Below are 19,351 nucleotides of genomic sequence, written 5' to 3' on the forward strand. Positions count from 1 at the left end.
TTCGGATGATCAAGACAACCTCCAGAGGTCGTGCCATCTCACTTGCGTCAGGTCGTCGGGACCCCGTGGCGTGAGCCTGGTCCGGGTTCCGGGAACCGCGACAACACCCTTTGCGCGTGGGGTGGGTTGCGGGTCTGTCCCCCGTGAGGAGGCGGTGTGGCCCGGAAGGCCGAAGGTGACTCAACGCGACGTTGACGCCACAACCAGTAAGGCACAGGTGTGTCGGAGGTGGTTACGGCGCGACCCCGAAACTTGATGCCAATGGCAACTAACTGCCAGCCGGAGATCGTTGCGCCAGGCCCCGAAATCCGGCTGCAGGAAGGTCGTGTCATCGCCGTGCGGTAGCTGTGCGGTGATCGAGATCTTACCGCTATCGCTGGAGATTGCAGTCGTTCTTTGAGTTAGTTGATGCCGGAGGCAACAGAGTGGTCAGTGCGGCTGCTTGGTGTCGTTGGGGTCCGGGGTGAGCTCCTGCTCGACCGCGAGCCGCTCGTCCGCGGGCCCGTCGCTCCGGCTTTCGACGCTCGGCCGGAGATCCGCCTTGGTGTCACTCTCGGTGATCTCGCCGCCGACCGGGGTCGGAGTCGTAGTGGCGGCCGGAGCGGTGTCAGGGGTGGTCGTCGCCTGGGCCCGGAGCTCACGCATCTCCTTGCGCCGGCGGTAGCCGCGGCCGAGTCCCTTCTTCGTCAACCACAATCCGAGCATCAGGATCGCGCCGGCCGCGACGCCGAGGAAGAAGACGGTCGGGACCGAGACGCCGAAGTCGACGCCGAAGACCTCCAGCTTGGTCGAGGCGGTGGACGACACCGAGACCCCGAGTCCGAACAACACCGCCAGGACGATCAGAACAACTCCGAGAACGAACATGGTCAGCTGCCTCTCTGTCCGGGGCTGCCGGACCCTTCAGGCCTCACTGCTCAGTAGTGCCGAGAGCAGCGCCACCGCGCCGCTTTTGTCGAGTGGGTTGTTCTGGTTCCCACACTTGGGCGACTGTACGCAGGACGGGCATCCATCCGTACATTCACAGTGTGCAATCGCCTCGCGTGTCGCGGTCAACCACTCGCGCGCCGCGGCGTACCCGTGTTCGGCGAATCCGGCTCCGCCCGGGTGGCCGTCGTACACGAAGACGGTGAGGCAGCCGGTGTCGGCGTGCCGGGCGGTGGAGACGCCGCCGATGTCCCAGCGGTCGCAGGTGGCGAACAGCGGGAGCAGGCCGATCGAGGCGTGCTCGGCCGCGTGGGCAGCTCCTGGTACGTCGGACAGCCCGAGCCTCTCGATGGCGGCGTCGGGCACGGTCCACCAGACCGCCTTGGTCCGCAGGGTGCGCTCGGGCAGATCGAGCGGCTGCTCATCCAGTACGTCGCCGGTCGCGAGCAGTTTGCGCTGGTACGAGACCACTTGGCTCGTCACCTGGACCCAGCCGCGGGACAACTCCGCCGTACCCCAGGTGCACGTCTTCTCGGTGGCCAGGATGCTGATCTCGGTCACGTCCCGGGCGAAGGTCGTGTAGTCGGGGGAGGCCGGCTCCACGACGGCCGCGTGCTCCTCGAGGTCGAGCGTGCGGACCAGATACGACTCACCTGCGTGCACGTAGACAGCGCCCTCGTGGACCGAGGCATGCGCGGAGCCGCCGTCGACCGTGCCGAGCAAGCGACCGGTCTGGTCCTCGACGATCTGCACTGTCTTACCGCCGGCCGACCGGATGTCGATGGCGTCCACAGCGCGGTCTCGTCGGGTCCAGAACCAGCCATGCGGTCGCTCGCGAAGCAACCCCTGTCGAACCAGCTGCGCGATGACCACTGGAGTCGTTTCGCCGAAGATCTCGTAGTCGTCGGCAGTGAGTGGCAGCTCCTGCGCAGCGGCACACAGCTGTGGACCCAGCACGTACGGGTTCTCCGGGTTGAAGACTGTCGCCTCGACCGGGCGTCCGAAGATGGCGTCCGGGTGACGGACCAGGTAGGTGTCCAGTGGATCGTCACGGGCCACCAGCAAGGCCACTGCATCCCCACCGGCCCGGCCGGCGCGTCCAGCCTGCTGCCAGAGGGATGCGCGCGTACCAGGCCAGCCAGAGAGCAGTACGGCGTCCAGTCCGGCGATGTCGATGCCCAGCTCGAGCGCATTGGTCGCGGCGACTCCAGTGAGCTCACCACTCTGCAACATGCTCTCGAGTCGTCGGCGCTCCTCGGGCAGATAGCCGGCCCGGTACGCCGACACTTGCTCGGACAGCGTCGGGTCGACCTCGATCAGGTTCTCCCGGGCGGTCATCGCGACCGTCTCCGCGCCACGACGAGACCGGACGAAAGCCACGGTCCGCACGCCCGAAACGACCAGATCGGTCAGGAGGTCGGCCACCTCGGCGGTAGCGGAGCGCCGTACGGGAGCGCCGTTCTCTCCGCGCATCGAGGTCAGCGGCGGCTCCCACAGGCCGAAGGAGATGCCGCCTCGCGGCGAGCCGTCCGACACCACCTCCACCATCGGCAGTCCGGTCAAGCGTTCGCCTGAGACCGCCGGCTCGGCCACCGTCGCCGAAGCACAGACGAAGATCGGATGAGCGCCGTACTGCGCGCAGACCCGGCGCAACCGACGCAGTACGCCGGCCACATGCGCACCGAAGACCCCGCGATAGTGGTGACACTCGTCGACCACGACGTACTGCAGGCGGCCCAGGAAGCGCGCCCAACGCTGGTGGTTCGGCAGGACCGAGCGATGCAGCATGTCCGGATTGCTCAGGACGTACGTCGCATGGTCGCGAGCCCAGTCCCGTTCGGTCAGCTCGGAGTCCCCGTCGAGCGTGGTCGCCCGCAGACCCGGCACTGTGTACGACGAGACCGCGCGGAGCTGGTCGTTCGCCAGAGCCTTGGTCGGCGACAAGTACAGAACAGAGGCGGTCCGCCGATGCGGTGAAGCGGCCTGCGCGATGCTCAAGGTCGCGAACGCGGGCAGCAGGTACCCAAGCGACTTGCCCGATGCGGTGCCCGTCGCGACCACGACATGGTTCCCGGCGTACGCCGCTTCCGCGGTGGCGACCTGATGAGTCCAGGGCTTGGTGATTCCGGCGTCCGCGAGTTGCCCGAGCACGTCGTCGGGGACCCAGCGCGGCCAAGCACACGTTTGTCCCAATCGCGGTGGCACCGACTCGACGTGGGTGAGCCGCTCGTCCCGACCGGCGGCAAGGCGCTTCAGGACAGCCGCCGCCTCACCACCTGCACGCATACCGCGAGCCTAACCGCGGCCACGGACAGCGCACGCCCGGCAGCATTCGGGTGCGGCCCGATTCAAGTGCTGCATGGTCGGCTGCACGGTCGGATGCACGCGGCTTTTTGTGGACGGAGATCGACTTCGGATCAACGAGATGAAAGAGTTTTCAGCAACGGCCCTACTCACGGTCCGTACATGGTTGAATGCAGCAGTTCACGGGATCGGAGGCCGAAGTGGATCTGTCGCTGACTGCGCGCGCCGAGGGCGGGCGGACCGTCATCGAGGTCGCTGGAGAGATCGACGTCTACACGGCGCCGAAGCTCCGCGAGAAGATCGCCGCACTCGTCGACGACGGCGTGCATGACCTGGTGATCGACCTGGAACGCGTTGAGTTCCTGGACTCCACCGGCCTCGGCGTACTGGTCGGCGGACTGAAACGGGTGCGCACCCACGACGGCACGATGTCCCTGGTCTGTACGCAGGAACGGCTGCTCAAGATCTTCCGGATCACCGGCCTGACCAAGGTCTTCGACATCCACCCCGACGTTGCCTCCGCGATCTGACGAAAGCGAAAAGGTGTCCACAGCGTTACCAAGCGTGACCTGCTTGCCCTGCCACCCGGGTATGGCGTAGACCACCCTGTCGTCAGGTCTGGTCGGATACCCGTTAGAGTGACCCACCGCGCCAGTTCATTGGCGCTGTGTCGTATTCCCCAACCCTTCGGTTACGGCAGATGGGGGCCGTCAAGCCTGGATGGGTTGCCTACAAGGAGGACGGATGTCCGCGTCGCTTGCTCCACAAGCGGTGGATCTTTCGTCGAGCAACACCACACTGGTGATCGTCGTCGGGGTGATCGCGATCCTCGCGGTCGCCATCGCGATGGTCTTCCGGGGCCAGGTGCTTGCCGCGAACGATGGCACCGAGAACATGAAGACGATCGCCGCTGCGGTCCAGGAAGGTGCCTCGGCCTTTCTGAGCCGGCAGTTCCGGACGTTGTCGGTCTTCGCCGTGGTCGCATTTCTCTTGCTGTTCCTGCTGCCTGCTCACACAGACGGCGACAACGAGACCACACTGAAGATCTTCCGGTCCGTCTTCTTCCTGGTCGGCGCGGGCTTCTCCGCCCTGATCGGCTACCTGGGGATGTGGCTCGCGACGCGCGCCAACGTCCGGGTCGCCGCGGCCGCGCGGGACGAGGGCCGCGAACCCGCGATGCGGGTCGCGTTCCGCACCGGCGGCACCGTCGGGATGGCGACCGTGGGCTTCGGCCTGTTCGGCGCCGCGCTCGTCGTACTGCTGTTCAAGGGTGACGCGCCGACCGTGCTCGAGGGCTTCGGCTTCGGTGCGGCCATGCTCGCCATGTTCATGCGAGTCGGCGGCGGTATCTTCACCAAGGCCGCCGACGTCGGCGCCGACCTGGTCGGCAAGGTCGAGCAGAACATCCCCGAGGACGACCCGCGCAACGCCGCGACCATCGCCGACAACGTCGGTGACAACGTGGGCGACTGCGCCGGTATGGCGGCCGACCTGTTCGAGTCGTACGCCGTGATGCTGGTGGCCTCGCTGATCCTGGGCAAGGCCGCGTTCGGCGAGCAGGGCCTGATCTTCCCGCTGATCGTGCCGGCCATCGGCGCCATCACCGCGGTCATCGGTGTCTTCCTGACCCGCCCGCGCACCGGCGAGAACGGCCTGCGCACGATCAACCGGGCGTTCTACATCTCCGCACTGATCTCCGCGATCCTGTGCACGGTGGCCGCGTTCGTTTATCTGCCGAGCAGCTTCAAGGATCTGAGCAACGCCAGCGAGACGATCGCGGCGTACGACGGCGACCCGCGGCTGATCGCCACCGTCTCGGTGATCATCGGCATCGTGCTGGCCGCGATCATCCTGGCCATCACCGGTTACTACACCGGCACCGAGGACAAGCCGGTCCAGGATGTCGGCAAGACCTCGCTGACCGGTGCTGCCACCGTGATCCTGTCCGGTATCTCGGTCGGCTTCGAGTCCGCCGTCTACACCGCCGTGGTGATCGCGGCGGCCGTGTACGGCGCCTTCCTGGTCGGTGGTTCCGGTGTGGTCGCGCTGTTCGCGATCGCGCTGGCCGGTTGTGGTCTGCTCACCACCGTCGGCGTCATCGTCGCGATGGACACCTTCGGTCCGGTCTCCGACAACGCGCAGGGCATCGCCGAGATGTCCGGTGACGTCGACGGCGAGGCGGCCCAGATCCTGACCGAGCTGGACGCCGTCGGCAACACCACCAAGGCCATCACCAAGGGCATTGCGATCGCGACCGCCGTACTGGCCGCGACCGCGCTGTTCGGTTCCTACACCGACTCGATCCGGACCTCGCTGGCCGACAACTACGCCAAGTTCGAGGCCGAGGCACTGGTCTTCAACCCGGGCACCCTGGTCGGCATCATCCTCGGTGCGGCCGTCGTGTTCATGTTCTCCGGTCTCGCGATCAACGCCGTCGGCCGTGCCGCCGGTGCGGTCGTCTACGAGGTACGTCGCCAGTTCCGCGACATCCCCGGGATCATGGAGGGGACGGGCAAGCCGGAGTACGGCAAGGTCGTCGACATCTGCACCCGCGACTCGCTGCGGGAGCTGGCCACGCCTGGTCTGCTCGCGCTGACCGCGCCGATCGCTGTGGGCTTCGGCCTCGGTGCCGCGGCGCTGGCCGGCTACCTGGCCGGTGCGATCGGTGCAGGCACGCTGATGGCGGTCTTCCTGGCCAACTCCGGTGGAGCCTGGGACAACGCCAAGAAGCTGGTCGAGGACGGCAACCACGGCGGCAAGGGTTCGCCCGCGCACGAGGCCACCGTCATCGGTGACACCGTCGGTGACCCGTTCAAGGACACCGCCGGCCCGGCCATCAACCCGCTGATCAAGGTGATGAACCTGGTCTCCGTGCTGATCGCCCCGGCCGTCGTCGGCCTGTCGTCGATCGGCGACGACGCCAACAAGCCGCTGCGGATCGCGATCGCCCTCGTGGCGGTAGTGATCCTGGCCGCGGCCGTGATCGTGTCGAAGCGTCGCGAGTCGGTCATCTCGGACACTCCGGCCGAGGTGAACGCCGCCGCGTAGTCGCGGTATCCACGCGAACGGCCCGCCGGTCTGACCGGCGGGCCGTTTCGTACGGCTGGACCCAGGGCCGTCGGCCCCTTTACTGTCAGTACTGCGTGACGCCGACGTGCGAGGGAGGTGGCGGGTGCCTCGACGGCAGGTCAAGACCTCTACTCGGGTGCTGGCGTTGCTGCTGCTTCTCGCGGCCGGCGTCCTGGCGACCGCGCAGCCGGCGACCGCGGCGACACCGCAACCGGATGTCGCCTATCTCAACGCGGCCCACCAGCTCAACCTGACGATCATCCAGGCCGCCCACGCCGCGAAGACCCAGGGCAAGAGCTCCTGCGTACGAAGCAACGGCGCCGTGATGGAACGAGATCATCGCCGGCTCGCCGCGCAAGAGTCCGAGGCCGCCGGTCGCTTCGGCATCGAGCTGGTGACGATCCCGTCGCAGACCGAGCGTCAACAGCTCGACGCGCTCGCTGCCAAGGCCGGGAAGCCCGGGTACGACGCCGCCTGGCTGGCGCTGCAACGGCAGGAGCACCAGCGGTACCTGGCGTTGATCGACGGCGACCTGCCGAAGAGCGCCTCACCGGCCGTCGAGTCCCTGGCCAACGGCGCCAAGCCCGTGCTCCAGATGCATCTGCGGATGGTGGCGGGTCCGTGCCGCGAGACCACTGAATCGCCCACTGTGCCCACGGGCGACGGCGGCCAGATGGCCGACGCCCAGAAGGTCCGCTCGCGGATCGCGCTGGCTCTGCTCGGCATCGGCGTACTGCTGCTTCTGATCGGCAAGCCGATCCCGTTCCGGCGGCGCCTGCTCGGGATCGCGACGATAGGCGTCGGTCTCGCCATGGTGTTCGGAGGGCAGCACGGAAACGCCGGAGAGGTTCCGAAGGCCGGCGACTCCGCAGCGGAACGGGAAGCCGCCATTCCACCGGTGAAGCTGGCCATGTCCGGCCTCAAGGACGCGTCGGTGGTGCCGGTCGCCACTGGAAGCGATGGCGGGCTGCAGGTGCCGAAGTCGCGGAACGGCGTCGGTTGGTGGGCAGCGGGTGCTGCGCCGGGCTCGGCTGGTGGCACTGTGCTGCTGGCTGGTCACGTGGACACCACTCGCGGGCTTGGGGTGTTCGCCGGGCTGTCGGAGGTCCGGGTCGGTAGCAAGGTAGCGGTGACCTCCGGCGACGGGACTGTGCATCGGTATCGCATCGTGGCGCGCCGGATCTACCAGCGAGACGGCTTGCCCAGCGATTTGTTCCACGGTGACGGGAAACCCAGATTGGCGCTGGTGACCTGCATCGGTGCGTACAACCACACGACCCACAGTTACGCCCAGAACCTGGTGCTTTACGGAGTTCCGGCAGAACGAAGCTGATTCGTTTGGTAGTCACTTCCATCATTTGCCCGAGGCAAAGCCGGAAGTACTATCCGCCGTCGACTTTCGGCTGATGCGCCGTGATGGGTGGATAGGGGATCGTCGGGGTCGTGGTCAGGGCTTTAACCGATAGCAGCGCGATCCACCCCGACGGCAGAATCAACCCACGGGTGGACACACCGGATCCGCCCCGGGTCCGATGTTCTGCACCCGTCCGACCTCGATACTGATTGTGCACTGCCCGCCCGACGACTAATGGCGCGCCACCGAACGAGGAGTACGGCGATGATCGAGGCAAAGGGCCTCACCAAGCGATACGGCGCAACCGTTGCCGTTGACAACCTGTCTTTCGAGGTGAAACCCGGCAAGGTGACCGGCTTCCTCGGCCCGAACGGGGCCGGTAAGTCGACCACCATGCGGATGATCCTCGGTCTGGACACCCCGACGTCCGGTCAGGTCACGATCGACGGCCAGCGTTACCGCGACCTGAAGCGGCCGCTGACCAGGGTCGGCGCCCTGCTGGACGCGAAGTGGGTGCACCCGAACCGGTCCGCCCGCGCCCACCTGACCTGGATGGCCGCGTCCAACAAGCTGCCGAAGGCGTCGGTCGACAAGGCACTCGAGATGGTCGGCCTGACCGCGGTCGCGAACAAGCGCGCCGGGGCCTACTCACTGGGTATGTCGCAGCGGCTCGGTATCGCCGGCGCACTGCTCGGCGACCCGGAGGTGCTGCTGTTCGACGAGCCGGTGAACGGTCTCGACCCGGAAGGCATCGTCTGGATCCGCACCTTCATGCACCGGCTGGCCGACGAGGGCCGGACCGTGCTGGTGTCCAGCCACCTGCTGTCCGAGATGGCACTCACGGCCGAAGAGCTGATCGTGATCGGCCGCGGCAAGCTGATCGCCCAGAGCACCACGCAGGAGTTCGTCGACCGTGCCAGCGGCACGACGGTCAAGGTGCGTACGCCGCAGCTCGACCAGCTGGCCGGAGTCCTGCACCAGCAGCAGCTGGTGACCCGGATCGAGGACATCGAGAACGAGGGCAAGGTCCTGTTCGTCGAGGGTGACCTGACCACCGACCAGATCGGTGAGTCCGCCGCCGCGCACGGCATCGTGCTGCACGAGCTGACCCTGCAGCGCGGCTCGCTGGAGCAGGCGTTCATGCAGATGACCGGTGACTCGGTCGAGTACCACGCACACGACGAACTGGCGGCGATCGTCAGCGCACCACCACTCGACGCACCGACGAACACCGAGGTCGTCGCGGGTCCGAAGGAGGACAACTGACATGGCGACGGCGACGACGTACAAGAGCGTGGAGGCCGACGGCCCCACCTACGGCGGCCTGTCGGTCATCACGGTCGAGCGGATCAAGCTGTTCTCCACCCGTTCGCCCTGGTGGTGCATGGTCATCGCGGCCTTCCTCACCGTTGGCTTCGCGGCGCTGACGACCGGCTTCCTCAAGGGCGCCGACGAGCAGCAGGCGACGATCTTCATCACCCAGCCGGGCGCCCAGCTCAGCCAGATGGTGATGATGGTGATGGCCGCGCTGGCCGTCACCACCGAGTACCGGTTCGGCACCATCCGGACCAGCTTCCAGGCCGTTCCGCAGCGTGCCGCGCTGCTGCTCGGCAAGACCGCGGTGGTCGCGTTCCTGGCCGCTGTGGTCGGTCTGATCGCCTCCTTCGGCGCCTGGGGTGTCGGCAGCCTGTTCGCGAGCAACGCGGACCTGGCCATCAACACCGGAGCCGAGTGGCGGCTGCTGGCCGGTCAGGGCCTGGTCTTCGCGATCTCCGCCGTGTTCGCGGTGGCGGTCGGCATCCTGATCCGGCAGAGTGCCGGTGCGATCGCGATCCTGATCCTCTGGCCGCTGCTGGTCGAGAACCTGGTCAACCTGATCCCGAAGGTCGGCGACGACCTGGCCAGGTGGGCGCCGTTCGCGAACGGCAGCTCGTTCCTGAACCAGGGCCAGGACTTCGGTCTGGCCGGACAGGGCGCCGGGGGCAGCGACTTCGCTCTCAGCCCCTGGTGGGCACTGCTGTACTTCGCCGGCTGGGCGGCCGCACTGATGCTGATCGCCCTGTTCTCGGCGAGCAGGCGGGACGCGTAACACCAACTGAACGACCCCGGCCGAGGTTGAGGGGCCCTGGCCGGGGCGCGAGGCCCGGCCGGGCTGAGGGGTCCTGGTCGCTTCGGCCCGTGGCATATTTGGGAGACCAGATGCGCCACGGGCCGTTCCTTTGCGGCGATGCGTTCCAGAGGTGGCGAGATGGACCAGGAAGCGTCTACCGTGCCGCGCATGACCGACTGGGCGCAGGTGCGCGTTGCGGGATTCGAGGTACCGGATGATCGGCCGGTGGGCGAGCTGGTCGCGGAGCTGACCGGGATGCTGCGGTCACCGGATCCGATGGTGCGGGACAAGCAGGCGTACTCGGTGCTCGCCACCTGGATCGGCCGCGGCGTGCTGCCGGCACAGCAGTTGCGCGCCCTCGGCGACGAGATGGTCCCGCGGTTCGGGGACAGCGAGATCCAGGCCCGGACCTTCGCTCCACTCGTCCTGGACGCGATCGTCTCCGCCGGTGTCTACGAGCCGAGCTGGGTGCCGCCGTACGAACGCTGGTACGTCGCTGAGGACGACCTGCGCGGGTACGACGTCAAGCTCGGCTGGCTGCACGCCGTGGCGCATGGAGCGGACCTGCTGGGGACTCTGGGGCTGCACTCCGCAGTGGAGCCTGTGCAGATGCTCCGCCTCGGTATCGGGCGGCTGCTCACGCCGACCGACTACGTGTTCCGCGACATGGAGGACGATCGTCTCGGCTACGCCCTGGCCGCCACGTTGACGCGTCGCGAACTCGCGGACTCCGACGTGGTCGAGTGGCTCGACCCGGCGCTGCGTGCGTTCTCGAACCCGCCGGTGGAAGGAATCGCCCCGGAGGTCACCAACACGATCCGGACCCTGCGAGCCCTCTACGTGTTCGTCGATCACGGCGTCCGTGTGCCGGCCAGTGCCGCGGATGTGACGCAGATCCCGCAGGGCGACGCGGTAAAGACAAAGATCGCCGAGGTGCTTCGGGTCGTGACGCCGTACTACCTCTGAGTAATCTACGTCGGTGATCTTCTGGTCGTTGCTCTGGTCATCCTTCAGGGGAACCCACCGTGGGTGGGTCACGCATCCTACTTTCGGCTGCGGTTTCCCTGAAGTGTCCCTGAGGGACGGCGTGCCGCGGTCCAGGGCAAGGTACAGGTGGGTTCCGGTGGAAGCGCGGAACCTGTGTATGACAAGGTCTGCACTGGTAAAACCATGGCCCCCTCCCATGGTGGTGCCAACGCCACTGCTGGAGTAGTGCCAACACCATCAGATCTGGTCCTTGGCGAGGTTAGCTTTAAGTGACGCAAGCCGTCGGGGGTTGCAGTTCTAGAGAGGGCGCGTGGAAGTCATGGTTGCGACATACCTGAAGAAGTGGGTCGGCAGCCGGATCTTGAACAGGACCACCCGCAAGGGTGGTCTCGACCTGTCGAAGATGCGGATGTTCCCGCGCCAGGTCTCGATGCCGCTCCGCCGCGAGGGGCTGGATCCGGTCCCGGAGCTGGCGCAGGTGCGCGAGACCGAGCCGGTGCACAAACTGGCCCACCTGTTCGGGCTGAACGTCTTCGTGGTCAGCGGTCACGCCGAGGCGAAGGCCGTTCTCGCCGACACCACGAACTTCAGCAACGACATCCGGCCGCTGGTCGGCTCGGACCCGAACAAGCCGTCGGAGGGGATCGGCGGTCTCGGGTTCACCGATCCGCCGGACCACACGCGGCTGCGCAAGCTGCTCACCCCCGAGTTCACCAAGCGCCGGCTGGCCCGGCTGGAGCCGGCGATCGAGAAGATCGTCAACGACCAGCTGGACCTGATGGAGGCGAAGGGCCCGGTCGCGGACATCGTGGCGGACTTCGCCTTCAACGTGCCGTTCCTGCTGATCGCCGATCTGCTCGGCGTGGAGGAGTCCGATCGCGATCGGTTCCGCGCGTTGGGGCCGGCCCGGTTCGACCTGTCCGGTGGTGGGATCGGGGTGTTCGGGTCGGCGAGTGAGTCGCGGGACTTCCTGTTCGAGATCGTCCGCAAGCAGCGGGCCGAGCCGGGTGACGGGCTGATCGGATCGATCATCCGTTCACAGGGTGATGATCTCGACGACATCGAGCTCGGTGGGCTCGCTGACGGGGTCTTCCTGGGTGGGTACGAGACGTCGGCGAGCATGCTCGCGCTCGGGACGCTGGTGCTGATGCGTGACCCGTCGAACTTCGAGCGGATCCGGAACGAGCCAGGCGCTGTTGACGTGATCGTGGAGGAGTTGCTGCGGTACCTGACCGTCGTACAGGTCGCGTTCCCGCGGTTTGCCCGGCATGACCAGGAGCTGTTCGGTCACCAGGTGAAGAAGGGCGATCTGGTCGCCGTGTCGCTGTCCGGGGCGGACCGGGACAAGAAGGTCTTCGGGGAGGACGCTGAGGACTTCTATCCGCGTCGTACGGTGTCTTCCGCTCATCTCGCGTTCGGTCATGGGATGCACCGGTGTGTGGGTGCTGAGCTGGCTCGGATGGAACTGCGGGCCGCGTTCACTGCGTTGGCTCATCGCTTTCCCGATCTGTCGCTCGCCGTACCCGAGGAGCAGCTCCGCTTCCGCGACTTCTCCATCGTGTACGGCGTAGAAGCCCTCCCCGTCCAACTACACGCCACCGCCACCAACCAAGCCGCCGTCTAACAACCCACCCCCACCCGCTCCACCCAGCCGCCGCGAACGCCCCGTTCGCGGCGGCTGCTTGCCGTCCGCCTCCGGCTGGTCGTGGTGCCGGTGATGGGTTGGTTGTGCGAGACGTGGTCGGTGCGCATCGGCCACCGCTTCGCGACTGCTGCTTGCCGTCCGCCTCCAGCGGTGGGCGGGACTGGTGTCACGACCACCGTGGTTCGCGCTGGGGGCTATGGATGCGGCTGGGGTGTTTGCGGGGATATCCGCTGGTGTTGTCGGTTGTCTGGTGGTGTGGCGGGCAGATAACCGTCAGCTGGAGGGGTTATCCCCTCGGGTGTCGAGCCGGTTGATTGGGTCGTGGTGCCGGGTGGTGGGTTGGTGCATCGGTCACCGCTTCGCGGCGGCTGTTTGTTGACCGCCTTCCGCGGGGGCGGGACTGGTGTCACGGTCGCCGTGGTTCGCGCTGGGTGCTGTGGATGCGGCTGGGGTGTTTGAGGGGATATCCACTGGTGCTGTCGGTTCTGTGGGGGTGTGGCGGGCAGATAAGCGTCAGCTGGAGGGGTTATCCCGTCGGGTGGCGAGTGGGTGTCGGGGGTGGAGCAGCGGGGCGGTGGTCGGGTGTGGGGTGCGGTTAGGTTTTGGTGCGGTAGGTGGCGCAGCCTCGGTGGTGGAGGGAATGGATCCAGGGTGGGGTGGTGGGGAGGTTCAGCCAGCGGAGGTCTAGTTTTTCTAGGGCTGGGAAGGCGTCTGGTGGGAGGTCTGGGAGCTGGGTCAGGTGGTTGGCCCGGAGGTCCAGATGGCGGAGGTTGGGTAGGCGGCTCAGCTGGGTGGGGAAGTCGACCAGGGCGTTCGCGCGGAGGCTGAGTACGCGGAGTTCGGTGAGTTGGTCGAAGGTCTGCGGTAGGCGTTGGATCGCGTTGCGGTCCAGGTGGAGTTCGCGCAGGCCGGCGAGGTCGCCGTACGTGGTGGGGAGTTCGGTGAGGCGGTTGCCGTACAGGCGCAGCTCGATCAGCTTGCTGAGTCGTCCGAGTGACTCGGGGACCGAGGTCAGGCCGTTGTCGGTCGCGCCCAGGTATTGCAGGGATGAGAGATTGCCGAGCGTCGACGGCAGCTCGGTGATCGCGAGGTCGCTCACGTACAGGAACTCGAGCCGCTGCAGCCGGCTCAGGTCAGGAATCGCCTTCAGCGGTTGATGACTGAGATCGAGAACCCGCAACTCGGTCAGCTCGCCCAGCCAATCGGGCAACTCCGTCAGCTGGTTCTCATGCAGATACAGCTCGTCGACGGCCCTCTGCTCGCGGAGACTCTCGTCGAGGGACCGCAGACCTGACCCACCGAGATTTACCGTCGGCATCCAGCCACCCTATGGGGTGAGGGCGAGGCGTTCGGCGAATGCGGATAGGTCGTCGAGGGTTGCGGGGTTGACTACCAGGCGGGTGACACCTTGGGTTTCGAAGGCTTCGACGGTTTGCGGGGTCAGGTCGGTGGGTGCCCAGCGGGTGTAGTCGAGGTTGTCGCGGGCGGACGTCGTACGAATGAGGTCCCATTGCGCGGCGCGTTCTTCAGGGGACAGGGCGCCGCCCGGGAAGTAGCCGTCGCCACGGTGGGCAGCTCGGCGGGCGGCGGCGCGGCTCGAGCCGCCGATGTGGATGGGGAGTGGGGCCAGCGGGTGCGGGAAGCTGGTCAGGTTCTCGAAGCGATAGAACTCACCCGAGTAGCTGACACCGTCCGCGTCGCCTGACCACAGCAGGCGGAGGATGTCGATCGCTTCGTCCGTACGGCGGCCACGTGACGCGAAATCGACTCCGGCGGCAGCGGCCTCGCCGGCGAGGCTCCCGAGACCGACCGTGAGCAAGCGCATCCGTCCCTTGGACAGTACGTCGATCGTCGCCAGGCGCTTCGCGAGTACGACGGGATGGTGGTACGGCAGCAGCAACACCGCGGTGCCGAGCAGGATCCGGTCAGTCGCGGCTGCGACGAAGGCGAGCAGGTCGAGCGGATCGCCGTACGGCAAGGTGGTTGGCAGTTCCATCCGGCCGAACATCGCGCCGGGGTAGAGCGCGATGTGCTCCGGGACGTAGAACCCCTCGAATCCACAGGCCTCCGCATGCTGTGCGAACGCGACCAGCTTGTCCGGATCCATCCCCTGGAACGGCGTGCTGTAACTCACCGCGAATTTCATCCCAAGACCCTAAAACCCTGCCCCTGGGGGCAATGCAAACGCGGGCTTCTTACGGAACTGGGGGTTCTTGTGCGTAGCGTTGTTGTGGCACTAGGTGGTCGGTGTCCGGTTCGGGTCGTGACAGGAGTGGGGGTGGGTGGTCACAATGGGCGGTCTGGCCCGAGGTGCGGGTGTGTGGGGAACAGGGAAGGCCGTCGGCGGGTATGGGTAGTGGCGAGATGGCTGCGGGGGACGCGCTGACCGCCCGGATTGCTGCTGCCATGACTTCGGCTCAGTCGGGTGGGCATGCGAGCGCGGCGGTGGAGCTGGAGGCGATCCGGGTCGAGCTCGGTGGTGTGCCGAGTTATCAGCTGGCCGCCGTCGAGTACGTGCGTGGTGTCACGGCACATCACGCCAGCGACGCCGACGAGGCGCTGAAAGCGGTCGACGACTGCATCGCGGTCGCGAAGGCGATCGACGAACCAGGCTGGGAAGCGAACGCCCTGCCGATCCGGATCATCAACCTGGCCCGGAGCGGACGTGGTGGCGACACCATCAACGACCTGGTCACCGCCGAGCACGCACTGAGCCGGACGCAGGACCCCGGCCTGACCGCCTGGGCCCACACCGGCCTCGGCTATGCGTACGACGTTCTGCGACTTTTCGAACTGTGCATTCCCCACTACGAGCTCGCCTCCCAACTCGACGTGGACGTGTTCGAGCTGGCCGAGTCCGCGGCGATCGACCGGCTGAATCTCGCCGAGACCTATCTGCGTTGGGCCCACGAACTCGAGCGGCTCGGCGATCCGGCGTACGACCAGGAGATCCAGGACCGGCTGGCGTCGGCGGCGTACTGGTCGCGGGAAGCCGAGCGGGTGGTCGTCGACGACGAGAGCCAGAAGTTCTGGCGACTGACCGCGCGGTTGTGGCTGGCGGCCGCAGCGACGAACGCGGATCCGGCCGCGGCGGTGGTCGAGCTGACCGAGTGCCGAGACGAGATCAGCAAGCTGGGTGAGACCGAGCGACTCGCGATCGCCGGCGCCTATCTGGCCCGGGCGCTGCAGGCCGACGGCAAACCGGAGGAAGCCAAGGCGGCCGCCGATCGAGCCGCGGATGACCTGCTTCCGTTGGCCGATCCGTCGACCAACGTGCTCGTGTTGCAGACCGGGTCCGAGATCGCCGCGGCCGCCGACGAGCCGGGAGCCGTGATCGGCCTGGAGTACGCGCGGTCGGTGGCGAGGGGCTGGTGGAAGGAGCGGCAGCGGGCGCTCAACGCCGTACGGCATGCGCTTGCCACCCGGGATCTGTCCGCGCGGCACGACGCCGAATGGCACGCGGCGCGGCAGGATCCGCTGACCGGCGTGGGGAATCGGCGCGCGATGGACGAGCGGTTGACCGCGGCCCGCGACTCCGGGCGGGCGGTGACGCTGCTTGCCATCGATGTAGACGAGCTGAAACTCGTGAATGACACCTTCGGGCACGCCTGTGGGGACGAATTGCTGCAACTAGTGGCAAATCTCCTGGTAGAACAGGCGCGAGCAACCGATGCCGTGATTCGATCGGGAGGCGATGAGTTCTTCGTGGTGCTCGACCAGCCGGACGCCAAAGGCGGTGCGCAGCTGGCCGAGCGGATCCGGACCGCGGTCGCGGCGATCGCGGCGGCGACGGACAAACCCTGGCTGCGACGGCTCGGACTGAGCATCGGGTACGCCGCAACCGCGGAAGGCGTCGGGGTCGATCAGCTGATCGCCACGGCGGACCGGCGCCTGTACGGGGACAAGCGCCGCAAGAGGTGAGGCCGGCACCAGCAGCCGCAGGAACGCAGGGGAGGTGTAGTGCGCGAGACGTCGGGGGTGACGGCGCGGATCGCGGCAGCGATGACGCGGGCGCAGTCCGGCAGTCCGGCCGAGGCCGGCCTGGAGATCAGCGCGCTACTCAGCGAGCTGGGGTCGGAGCCGAGTCACGAGCGGGCCGCGGCCGAGTACGTGCGGGCCGTCGCGGCGCATCACGCCACTGACTCGGTCGAGGCGCTGGACGCCGTCGACGCGTGTATCCGGGTCGCCCGCGCGATCGACGCGCCCGGCTGGGAAGCGAACGCGATCGCGATCCGGATCGTCACGCTGATCCGCACCGGTGAAGGCGGTGACTCCGTCGCCGACCTGGTCGCCGCCGAGAACGCTTTGTCGCGCACCCGCGATCTAGGCCTGGCCGCCTGGGCACACACCGGCCTCGGGTACGCCTACGACCTGCTCCGGCTGTACGAGCTGTGCATCCCGCACTTCGAGCTCGCCGCGGAAGGTGACCACGATCCGCTCGGACTGGCCGAGGCCCCCGCGATCAACCGGCTCAACCTGGCCGAGTCCAACCTCCGCTGGGCGCATGAGCTCGAGCGCCTCGGGGATCCGTCGTACGACGAGGAGGTCCGGGAGCGGAGGCGGTCCGCGCATCGATGGGCCGGCGAGGCCGTCGAGGTGATCGTCCGCGCGGATCTGCTCGGGTACTGGCCGATCGCCGGGCGGATGTGGTTGGCCGCCAGCAACGAAGAGGCGGACGCCGCCGAGGCTGCAGTGGTTCTCAAAGATGCCCGGGACCAGTTGGCCAAGCTGGGTGATCTTGAGCTGGCCGCAATCGCAGGGACCTACCTGGCCAAGGCGTACGCCGCTACCGGCCGGCTAGACGACGCCATAGAGGCCGCGGAGCGCGCAGGCAGCGATCTGCCGCCGACCTCCGATCCGCCGGTCGAAGCACTGGTCCGGCACACCGCTGTGCAGATCGTGGCCGAGTCAGGTGACGCAGGAGCGGTCACTGGGCTGCAGTACGCGCGCGCGATCACCAGAGGCTGGTGGGCGGAGCGGTTGCGCGGTTTGTACGCCGTACGCAGTGCACTGGCCAACCATGAGCTCTCCATTCGGCACGACGCGGAGTGGCGGGCCGCACGGGAGGATCCGCTGACCGGTGTGGGTAATCGGCGGGCTCTGGACGAGCGGATGTCCGTGGCGCATGACGCCGGCCGCTCGGTGGCGGTGATCGCGATCGACGTGGACAACCTCAAGGTGATCAACGACAGCTACGGGCACGCGTGCGGTGACGACGTACTGCGGCGGGTCGGGCATCTGCTGACAGAGCAGTGCCGGGCCGAGGACGTGGTCGCGCGGGCCGGTGGGGACGAGTTCGTCGTCGTACTGGACAAGCCGGACGAGCGTGGTGCGCGCGAGCTGGTGGAGCGGATCAAGTCCGCGGCGGACCGCGAGGCGGCACTCGCGGTGGAGCCCTGGTTCGCCATGCTGCGGCTCAGCATCGGACAGGCGAGCAGCACAGACGGTACGCCGGTCAGCGATCTCCTGACCGAGGCCGACCGGCACATGTACGCCGACAAGCGCAGACGGCGTCAATAGTCCAGGAAGCCTTCTACAACAAGGCGTCTGACCTCCGGCAGGTAGTCCCGGTAGACGTCCTGCACCGGGCGATCCAGCAGGTCGGCCAGCGCAGCCAGGATCTGTCCGACACTCAGGTCGCCGTCACACGCGCCGACGAACCCGGCCAGCACAGTGTCGGCCTGCTCCGCCCGTCGCATCCCGCACTGCCGCCGGAGCACGATCGTGGCCGGATCCTCCGCACCGGGCTGGCCACTCGTCTCCTGGACCACGTCCTCCGCCAGCATCAGGTGCAAGCCGGTCAGGTCCGCCGGCATCCCCTCAGCACGTTCGAACCGACGCAGTACGTGCGGTCCGATCGGCCGCTCGATCTCATACGGCCAAGCCTCGGCCTCGAGCTCACCTTCCACGTTGTGCAAGGTGATCCAGCCCATCCCGATCGCCTCGACGCTCTGCGCCTCGAGCCAGCGCATCCACTCGTCGTACCGCGTCGTGTACGCCGGACTCCCTTGCAGACCCGCATCCCGCAGCCACAACTCGACGTACTCCGACGGGTCGAGCTGCTCGCGCTGGACGGCCCAGGCGGACCGATCGACCGTCCAGCCGGCGATCCGGTCCTGCCAGTCCTCACCACGCACACAGGTCCAGTTGGCCAGCAGCTGACACCAGCCACCGTCGGTCAGGTGGTACGGCGCCTGTCGTACCAGTTGCTCGACGACGGCATCACCGGCGAACCCGGTCTCCCGGTAGGTCAGCCCGCCACCAGGCGGTGAGATCACGTACGGCGGATTGCTCACGATCAGGTCGAACCGCTCGTCGCGCACCGGCTCGTACAGGCTGCCCTCGCGCACGTCGAGGTCGATCCGGTTCAGCGCTGCCGTCCACCGGGCCAGCTGGAGCGCCCGCGGGTTGACGTCCGTGGCGACGAGCTGGTTGACCCGATCGGACAGGTGCAGCGACTGGATCCCGCAGCCGGTGCCGATGTCGAGCGCTCGCTCGGCCTTGATCGGCACCGTGAGGTGGATCAGGCTCAGACTGGCCGGCGCGATGCCGAGCACGTAGTCCGATCGCATGGGTTCACGTCGTCCGTCGAGGCCCGGCGTCAGGTCGGCGACCACCCACCACTCCCGGTCGTCCTCGGCGAACGGACGGATGTCGAGCAGCGCTCGTACCTCGTCGCCGCCGTCGGAGACGATGCCGAGAGCAATCAAATCGATGCCGGGAAATGCCTTCTCCACAAGAGGTTTCGGCACAAGGCGCTGCAGCAGGAACAGCTGGATCATGGTGTCGAGGGGGTCACCCGAGGCGGTGCGCCGGCCCGCAAGAGTCGTCTCGTTGCGGGCCAGCGCATCGTTGGCCTGGGCACCTAGCCGCCCGGCGACACCATCGACCGTGTAGCCGGCTGCCGTGAACGCCTGTCGCAGCGCGTCCACCTCGGTCCCCGTCAGGTTCATAC

General features: G+C 67.4%; 14 protein-coding genes. 9 read left to right on the top strand and 5 right to left on the bottom strand.

Going from position 1 to position 19,351, the window contains the following annotated elements; translation table 11 throughout:
* Nucleotides 1–429: 429 nt before the first annotated feature.
* Nucleotides 430–867 carry a hypothetical protein gene (locus tag AB0L70_RS08410; RefSeq protein ID WP_363681454.1) on the bottom strand — a complete coding sequence of 146 codons (438 nt, stop codon included), beginning with the start codon at nucleotides 865–867 and terminating at the stop codon, nucleotides 430–432.
* A gap of 36 nt (nucleotides 868–903) precedes the next feature.
* Nucleotides 904–3,213 carry a DEAD/DEAH box helicase gene (locus AB0L70_RS08415; RefSeq protein ID WP_363681456.1) on the bottom strand — a complete coding sequence of 770 codons (2,310 nt, stop codon included), beginning with the start codon at nucleotides 3,211–3,213 and terminating at the stop codon, nucleotides 904–906.
* A gap of 218 nt (nucleotides 3,214–3,431) precedes the next feature.
* Between AB0L70_RS08415 and AB0L70_RS08420 the strand changes: the two genes are divergently transcribed.
* From AB0L70_RS08420 to AB0L70_RS08450, 7 genes are all read left to right on the top strand, one after another.
* Nucleotides 3,432–3,761, top strand: coding sequence for an STAS domain-containing protein (locus AB0L70_RS08420; RefSeq protein ID WP_363681813.1), 330 nt, complete (start codon nucleotides 3,432–3,434; stop codon nucleotides 3,759–3,761).
* Between the two features lie 214 nt (nucleotides 3,762–3,975).
* Nucleotides 3,976–6,279: a sodium-translocating pyrophosphatase gene (locus tag AB0L70_RS08425; protein ID WP_363681458.1), complete on the top strand. Its 2,304-nt coding sequence runs from the start codon at nucleotides 3,976–3,978 to the stop codon at nucleotides 6,277–6,279.
* A gap of 124 nt (nucleotides 6,280–6,403) precedes the next feature.
* Nucleotides 6,404–7,633 carry a DUF4142 domain-containing protein gene (locus AB0L70_RS08430; protein ID WP_363681460.1) on the top strand — a complete coding sequence of 410 codons (1,230 nt, stop codon included), beginning with the start codon at nucleotides 6,404–6,406 and terminating at the stop codon, nucleotides 7,631–7,633.
* Nucleotides 7,634–7,918: 285 nt separating this feature from the next.
* Nucleotides 7,919–8,920: an ABC transporter ATP-binding protein gene (locus AB0L70_RS08435; protein WP_363681462.1), complete on the top strand. Its 1,002-nt coding sequence runs from the start codon at nucleotides 7,919–7,921 to the stop codon at nucleotides 8,918–8,920.
* Between the two features lies 1 nt (nucleotide 8,921).
* Nucleotides 8,922–9,743, top strand: a complete 822-nt coding sequence (locus tag AB0L70_RS08440) for a hypothetical protein (RefSeq protein WP_363681465.1) — start codon at nucleotides 8,922–8,924, stop codon at nucleotides 9,741–9,743.
* Nucleotides 9,744–9,932: 189 nt separating this feature from the next.
* A complete protein-coding gene (locus AB0L70_RS08445; RefSeq protein WP_363681467.1) occupies nucleotides 9,933–10,730 on the top strand; it encodes a DUF2785 domain-containing protein in 798 nt (265 codons plus the stop codon).
* Nucleotides 10,731–11,070: 340 nt separating this feature from the next.
* The gene (locus AB0L70_RS08450) at nucleotides 11,071–12,375 is read left to right on the top strand and encodes a cytochrome P450 (RefSeq protein ID WP_363681815.1); all 1,305 of its coding nucleotides are present in this window, start codon (nucleotides 11,071–11,073) and stop codon (nucleotides 12,373–12,375) included.
* A 616-nt stretch (nucleotides 12,376–12,991) separates the two neighbouring features.
* Here the strand turns inward: AB0L70_RS08450 and AB0L70_RS08455 are convergent.
* The gene (locus AB0L70_RS08455) at nucleotides 12,992–13,714 is read right to left on the bottom strand and encodes a leucine-rich repeat domain-containing protein (RefSeq protein ID WP_363681469.1); all 723 of its coding nucleotides are present in this window, start codon (nucleotides 13,712–13,714) and stop codon (nucleotides 12,992–12,994) included.
* 9 nt (nucleotides 13,715–13,723) lie between these two features.
* Nucleotides 13,724–14,542, bottom strand: a complete 819-nt coding sequence (locus tag AB0L70_RS08460; RefSeq protein ID WP_363681471.1) for a TIGR03619 family F420-dependent LLM class oxidoreductase — start codon at nucleotides 14,540–14,542, stop codon at nucleotides 13,724–13,726.
* Between the two features lie 218 nt (nucleotides 14,543–14,760).
* On the opposite strand from AB0L70_RS08460, the gene AB0L70_RS08465 reads away from it, so the two are divergent.
* Nucleotides 14,761–16,317, top strand: a complete 1,557-nt coding sequence (locus tag AB0L70_RS08465) for a GGDEF domain-containing protein (protein WP_363681473.1) — start codon at nucleotides 14,761–14,763, stop codon at nucleotides 16,315–16,317.
* A gap of 39 nt (nucleotides 16,318–16,356) precedes the next feature.
* Entirely contained in the window at nucleotides 16,357–17,916 is a 1,560-nt protein-coding gene (locus AB0L70_RS08470; protein WP_363681475.1) for a GGDEF domain-containing protein, read from the top strand.
* On the opposite strand, the gene AB0L70_RS08475 is transcribed toward AB0L70_RS08470, so the two are convergent.
* Nucleotides 17,910–19,349, bottom strand: coding sequence for a methyltransferase (locus AB0L70_RS08475; RefSeq protein WP_363681477.1), 1,440 nt, complete (start codon nucleotides 19,347–19,349; stop codon nucleotides 17,910–17,912). The two genes, AB0L70_RS08470 and AB0L70_RS08475, sit on opposite strands and share 7 nt — an antisense overlap.
* Nucleotides 19,350–19,351 lie beyond the last annotated feature (2 nt).

The organism is Kribbella sp. NPDC051952, from assembly GCF_040680855.1.
GTDB lineage: Bacteria > Actinomycetota > Actinomycetes > Propionibacteriales > Kribbellaceae > Kribbella.